The sequence below is a fragment of the Cereibacter johrii genome (assembly GCF_001720585.1).
Lineage (GTDB): Bacteria > Pseudomonadota > Alphaproteobacteria > Rhodobacterales > Rhodobacteraceae > Cereibacter_A > Cereibacter_A johrii.
Genome location: NZ_MABH01000195.1, coordinates 1 through 5,753 on the forward strand (window position 1 = coordinate 1; position 5,753 = coordinate 5,753).

7 protein-coding genes and 1 other annotated feature are annotated in these 5,753 nt (G+C 68.7%); of the genes, 4 read left to right on the top strand and 3 right to left on the bottom strand.

All coding sequences use genetic code 11. The features are described from left to right. The 3 genes from A9O63_RS17510 to A9O63_RS17520 all read right to left on the bottom strand — a co-directional run. On the bottom strand, positions 1 to 979 hold a 979-nt coding region (locus A9O63_RS17510), incomplete at its 3' end, for a quaternary amine ABC transporter ATP-binding protein (RefSeq protein ID WP_069333071.1). Next, a complete protein-coding gene (locus tag A9O63_RS17515) occupies positions 972 to 1,883 on the bottom strand; it encodes an ABC transporter permease (protein WP_069333072.1) in 912 nt (303 codons plus the stop codon). The genes A9O63_RS17515 and A9O63_RS17510, both read right to left, overlap by 8 nt. A gap of 67 nt (positions 1,884 to 1,950) precedes the next feature. Continuing rightward, the gene (locus tag A9O63_RS17520) at positions 1,951 to 2,952 is read right to left on the bottom strand and encodes an ABC transporter substrate-binding protein (protein WP_069333073.1); all 1,002 of its coding nucleotides are present in this window, start codon (positions 2,950 to 2,952) and stop codon (positions 1,951 to 1,953) included. Between the two features lie 626 nt (positions 2,953 to 3,578). Beyond that, positions 3,579 to 3,634: a sequence feature (sul1 is cis-regulatory element that is thought to sense ions involved in sulfur or methionine metabolism; They are found in Alphaproteobacteria), on the top strand. Between the two features lie 193 nt (positions 3,635 to 3,827). Between A9O63_RS17520 and A9O63_RS17525 the strand changes: the two genes are divergently transcribed. From A9O63_RS17525 to A9O63_RS17540, 4 genes are all read left to right on the top strand, one after another. Then, entirely contained in the window at positions 3,828 to 4,484 is a 657-nt protein-coding gene (locus tag A9O63_RS17525) for a serine O-acetyltransferase (protein WP_069333074.1), read from the top strand. Positions 4,485 to 4,509: 25 nt separating this feature from the next. After that, a complete protein-coding gene (locus A9O63_RS17530; protein ID WP_069333075.1) occupies positions 4,510 to 4,821 on the top strand; it encodes a hypothetical protein in 312 nt (103 codons plus the stop codon). After that, positions 4,818 to 5,513: an SDR family NAD(P)-dependent oxidoreductase gene (locus A9O63_RS17535; protein WP_069333076.1), complete on the top strand. Its 696-nt coding sequence runs from the start codon at positions 4,818 to 4,820 to the stop codon at positions 5,511 to 5,513. Before A9O63_RS17530 ends, A9O63_RS17535 begins: the two co-directional genes overlap by 4 nt. Before the next feature lies 1 nt (position 5,514). Continuing rightward, on the top strand, positions 5,515 to 5,753 hold a 239-nt coding region (locus tag A9O63_RS17540), incomplete at its 3' end, for an AMP-binding protein (RefSeq protein WP_141703112.1).

Here is a 5,753-nt window from a genome sequence, read left to right on the forward strand (position 1 = left end):
CGGCGCCCGCCTCGGTCAGGCGGCGCGCGGCCTCCTCGAGCACGAGCCGCCCCGGCAGTTCGAGCGCGGGGCGCTCGTCCCCCAGCGGCTCCGCCACCGCGTCGATGCGGATGACGCGGGCGCGGTTCACCTCGCGCGCGAAGGCCGAGATATAGTCGTTCGCGGGCCGCATCACGATGTCCTGTCCCGTGCCCACCTGCTCCAGCCGCCCGTCGCGCAGGATGGCGATCCGGTCGCCGAGGCGCAGCGCCTCGTCGAGGTCGTGGGTGATGAAGACGATGGTCTTGTGCAGCTCCTCCTGCAGTTCGAGGAGAACGGCCTGCATGTCGAGCCGGATCAGCGGATCGAGCGCCGAGAAGGCCTCGTCCATCAGCAGGATGTCGGCATCGGTGGCCAGCGCCCGCGCCAGCCCCACGCGCTGCTGCATCCCGCCCGAGAGCTGCGAGGGATAGCTCTCCTCATAGCCCTTCAGCCCCACGCGCTCGATCCAGCGCCGCGCCACCGGCTCGGCCTCGGACCGCGACATGCCGCGGATGTCGAGCCCGTAGCAGGTGTTCTCGAGCACGGTCCGGTGCGGCAGGAGCCCGAATTTCTGGAACACCATGGCCGTGCGCGTGCGGCGGAAGGCACGCAGTTCGGCCGGGCTCATCTTGCAGACATCGGCGCCGTCGAACAGGATCTCGCCCGCGGTGGGGGCAATCAGCCCGTTGATATGCCGGATCAGCGTGGATTTGCCCGAGCCCGACAGGCCCATGATGACGGTGATCTTGCCGGGCGGGATCTCGAGCGAGATGTCGGTCAGGCCCAGCACATGGCCGTGGCGGCGGTTCAGCTCGCCCTTGGTCAGGCCGCGCCGGACCGCCTCCACATGCGAGGCGCCATCGGGCCCGAAGATCTTGTAGAGGTTGCGGATCTCGAGGCCGGGAAGGGCGGGGGCCTCCTCCTCGTCCTCGATCTGCACGAGGGTCTGGTCAGTCATGCGCGGCCTCCCGGTGTTTCTGCAGCCGCCGGCCGAAGGCCTGGCTCGTGCGGTCGAAGACGATGGCGATGGCCACGAGCGCGAAGCCGTTCATGAAGCCCAGCGTGAAGAACTGGTTGTTGATGGCCTGCAGCACGTTCTTGCCGAGGCCGCCCACGCCCACCATCGAGGCCACGACGACCATCGAGAGCGACATCATGATCGTCTGGTTGACCCCGGTCATCAGGGCGGGCAGCGCCAGCGGCAGCTGCACGTTCCACAGCTTCTGGCGCGCCGAGGAGCCGAAGGCCTCGGCCGCCTCCAGCACCTCGGCATCCACGAGCCGGATGCCGAGATTGGTCAGGCGGATCATGGGCGGGACGGCATAGATCACCACGGCGATCATGCCCGGCACCTTGCCGATGCCGAAGATCACCACGACGGGAATGAGATAGACGAAGGAGGGCAGCGTCTGCATCACGTCGAGCACGGGATTGACGAGCCGCTGCATCCGGTCGGAGCGGGCCGCGAGGATGCCGATGGGCAGGCCGATGATGACGGCGACAACGGTGCAGACCGACACCATGGCGAGCGTCACCATCGTATCCTCCCACAGGCCGAACCAGCCGATGGCGCACATGGCCACGGCCGAGCCCGCCACGATACGCCAGCTGCGCGATCCGGCCCAGACGATGGCGAGGAGCACCGCGAGCACGACGATCCAGGGGGTGGAGGTGAAGGCGCGCTCGATGGCGTTCAGCGCAAGCTGAAGCGGCGCCGTGGCGGCGTCGATCGCGTCGGAGAAGCTGCGCACGAGGTCGCGGAAACTTCCGTCGATGGTCTTGCGCATCATGCGCAGGGTTCTGCCGTCCAGCGCGGGAAACTGGCAGAAGGATTCGGGCAAGCTCCAGCAGGCGGAGGCCATCCTGTTCCTCTCGGGTAAGGTCAAAGAACGAAGCCGGGCAGGGTCTGCCCGGCTTCGGGTCGGGCGCTCAGAGCGCCGAGGCGACCCGGTCGGCCACGTCGGCCGGAAGCCAGGCGCGCCAGAGGTCGGGATAGGTCTCGAGGAAGTGGTAGGCCGCATCCTCGTTGGTGGCCTGGCTCTCGTCCATCCAGGCGAGAAGCTGGCCCACCGTCTCGTTGCTCCAGCTGCGGGCCTTCACATAGTCCATGGCCACGCCCGCCTTCTCGGCGAAGGAGGGGGTGACGGCGGTGAAGACCTCGGACACCGGATAGGAGTTCACCTTGGGGTCGGCGCAATCCGGCACCGCGGTGCAGGCATCCCAGGCGGCCTTGTCGTGGGGCACCGAGAAGGGCAGGCGCACCATGTCGTACTTGCCGAGGATGGCCGTCGGCGCCCAGTAATAGCCGAGCCAGCCCGCCTCGCGCTCGTAGGCATTGGCGATCGAGCCGTCGAGCCCCGCGGCCGAGCCCGTGTCCACGAGATCGAAGCCGCGGTCCTCGGCGCCGAGCGCCCGGAACAGGTTCTCGGTCGTGACCTGGCAGTTCCAGCCCGAGGGGCAGTTGTGGACGGCGCCGCGCGAGGCATCCTCGGGGGCAGGGAAGAGATCGGGATGCTCCAGCGCCTTCTCGACGCTGTCGATCTCGGGATGGGCCTCGGCGAGGTAGCGCGGGATCCACCAGCCCTCGACGCCGCCATCCTTAAGGATCTGGGCCGCGATCACCATGCGCCCCTCCTCGACCGCCGCCTCGAGCGGGGTGCGCACGGCATTGACCCAGAGTTCGGGCGCCATGTCGGGCTCGCCCTTCTCGTTCATCGAGGTGAAGGTGGGCATCGTGTCGCCGGCCACCAGTTCGACCGTGCAGCCGAACCCTTCCTCGAGGATGATCTTGTCGACCTGAGCCGCGAGCCCGGCCGAGGCCCAGTTCATCTCGGCGATGCTGATCCGGCCGCAGTCTTCGGCCGCCCAGGCGGGAGCCGCGAGGGCTGCGAAGGATACGGCGAGGCAACCGGAAGCGAGGCGCTTCGTCATGGACGTTCTCCTGTCTTTGCGGCACGCATGAGACGATCGCCGGCGTGCCGCAGACACCGGAAATCCTGTGGATTGTCTGAGCCCGCTCGCTGCACCGGAAGGCGCGGGGCTGTTGGCCATGCCGACCGCCGGAGCGGCCCGCGGGCCCCGGACGCAAGGCATCCGGTGGTTCGAGCACGGGCGGCGGGCCGAAGGCCCTGCGCCGCAGTTGCACTCGATGGTCCGCCGCGCAAAGCGCCGCGGTTGCGGGCGCAGGATGCACCCGGCGGGAGGGGCGGACGAGCGCCCGAAACGGATGGACGCGCGCTGCGTCCGGCGAAGGATGAACGCGCCCCGCAGGGGCGGCGCGCAAGAATATGCCGAAACCGACGTGCGATGTCGTAAATGAAACATCGAGCCGGTGCAACCCGTTGCGTGGCAAAGCCCTCGGTTCCTGTGCCCGCGCGACGGGGAGGCCCCTCTTCCGCCGCCTGCCGGGCGCGACCCTGACGCGAGCGGATTTGGGCGCGGCTCAATCTGAGGTTTTTTGGTCCATCAAGAGCGCGTGACGTCACCTCTGCAACTTGTCGCCTTGAAACTTTTGAGGCTTGTCATGCTGCCCGGACGCGTTACGCTTCTTCCCATCGCAAGGACCCGGTGTGATTCCGGGTGGCTCTTCCGGCCGCTGATCCGCCGGACCACGCTCGACCCACTTCGATCCGAAGATGTGAGCCCGATAGTGCATGCAGCCCCCGGCGGCCGTTCCATTTCCGGAACCGGTCCCGAGGCGCTGGGATCTGACGACCCTCTCCGAAGATCCCTCCCCGCAGCCGCGGGTGCCCCGGCATGTCGCGCGGTCTTCCGATCGATGGACCATGACGCTTGCCAGGATTTTCATGACGAAGACGTTCGAACCTGTTTCTTCCGCCGCGGATCCGCGGCCCGAGGCGGTCCCCCCCGCGCGCGAGATCCTTCTCGATAAGATGCTCGACGCGCCCTTCGACGGCGACGAGGCGGCGATGATCCGCGCCGTGGGCTTCCGCTTCCTGATCGGCGAGGATTTCCGCACCCACGCGCGCGACCCCTTCGCCCCCGGGCTCCACACGCTCTGGATCCACCGCATCGGCGTTCATGCCGACAACCTGCGCCCGCCGCTGCGCCAGATCGCGCGGGCGGTGCACAGGCTGGGCCAGCTCTTCTGCCGCAATGTCTACGGCATCGAGATGGAGCGCAGCGTCCGCGTGGGCCGCAGGCTCGAGATCGGCCACCAGAGCGGCATCGTGATCCACCGCCATGCCACCATCGGCCACAACTGCGTGATCCGGCAGGGCGTGACCTTCGGCGTCGGCACCGACTGGATCGAGGGCAAGGGGCCGGTGATCGGCAACGGTGTGCGCTTCGGCGTGGGCACGGTGGTGATGGGCAACGTCACCATCGGCGACCGGGTGACCATCGGGCCGAACTGCGTGATCTCGTCCGACGTGGCGCCGGATTGCACGCTTTTCCTGCCGCCGCCGCGCGTGCTGCCCAAGGCGCGCCCGGCGACCGCCTGACGTGATTTTCAACGGAGGAATTTTGATGACGATCGACCCGAACCGGCTTCTCGCCGCGCTCCAAGAGGCTGTGGCCGAGGTGAACCTCTCGCTGCCGCCCGAGCGCCAGATCGCGACCGACCCGGATGCCGTGCTCTATGGCGAGGGCAGCCCGCTCGATTCGCTGGGCCTCGTGAATTTCGTGATGGCGGCCGAGCAGCATGTGGGCGACGCGACCGGCCTCGACATCGTGCTGGCCTCGGAGGCCGCCATGTCGCGCAAGCGCAGCCCCTACCGCAGCCTGCGCAGCCTTGCCGACTATGCGGCCGAATGCGCCGCCGGAGCGCAGGAGGCATGAGCCGCGTCATAGCCATCACCGGCACGCGCAAGGGGATCGGCCGCGCGCTGGCCGAGACCTATCTCGCACGCGGCTGGACCGTCGTCGGCTGCTCGCGCGATGCAAGCGACCTCGCGCACCCGGCCTACAGCCACCATAAGCTCGATGTGGCCGATGAGCGGGCGGTGGCGGGCATGATGCAGGATGTGCGCCGGACGCACGGACGGCTCGACGCGCTTCTGAACAATGCGGGCATCGCCTCGATGAACCATGCGCTGCTGACCCCCGGCAGCACGGTCGAGCGGGTGTTCGCGACCAATGTCTTCGGCACCTTCCTCTTCTGCCGCGAGGCCGCCAAGCTGATGGGCCGCCGCCGCACCGGCCGGATCGTGAACTTCGCCACCGTGGCCACGCCGCTCAAGCTCGAGGGCGAGGCGGTCTATGCCGCCTCCAAGGCCGCGGTCGTGTCGCTGACCGAGGTGCTGGCGCGCGAGCTCGCGCCCATGGGCATCACCGTCAATGCCGTGGGGCCGACCCCGGTGCCCACCGACCTCGTGGGCGCCGTGCCCGAAGAGAAGATGCGCGCGCTGATCGCCCGGCAGGCCATTCCGCGCTACGGCAGGATGGAGGATGTGCTCAACGTCTGCGACTTCTTCCTGCGCGACGAATCCGATTTCGTGACCGGTCAGACGATCTATCTCGGAGGGGTCTGAGATGGCGGATGCGCTCGCCACGCTCTTCGCCCGGATGGCCGCGGCGGGGGGCAAGACCGCGCTGATCGAAGCCGATGGCACGGCGGTTTCCTACGCCACGCTCCTTTGCCGCGTGGAGGAGGCCGCGGCGCGACTGGCCCGCGAGGGCGTGCCGCGCGGGGCCTCGGTCCAGCTCTGCGGCGATTTCGGCGCGGCTGCCGTGGTCTGGCTGCTCGCGCTCTGGCGGCACGGCGCCTGCGT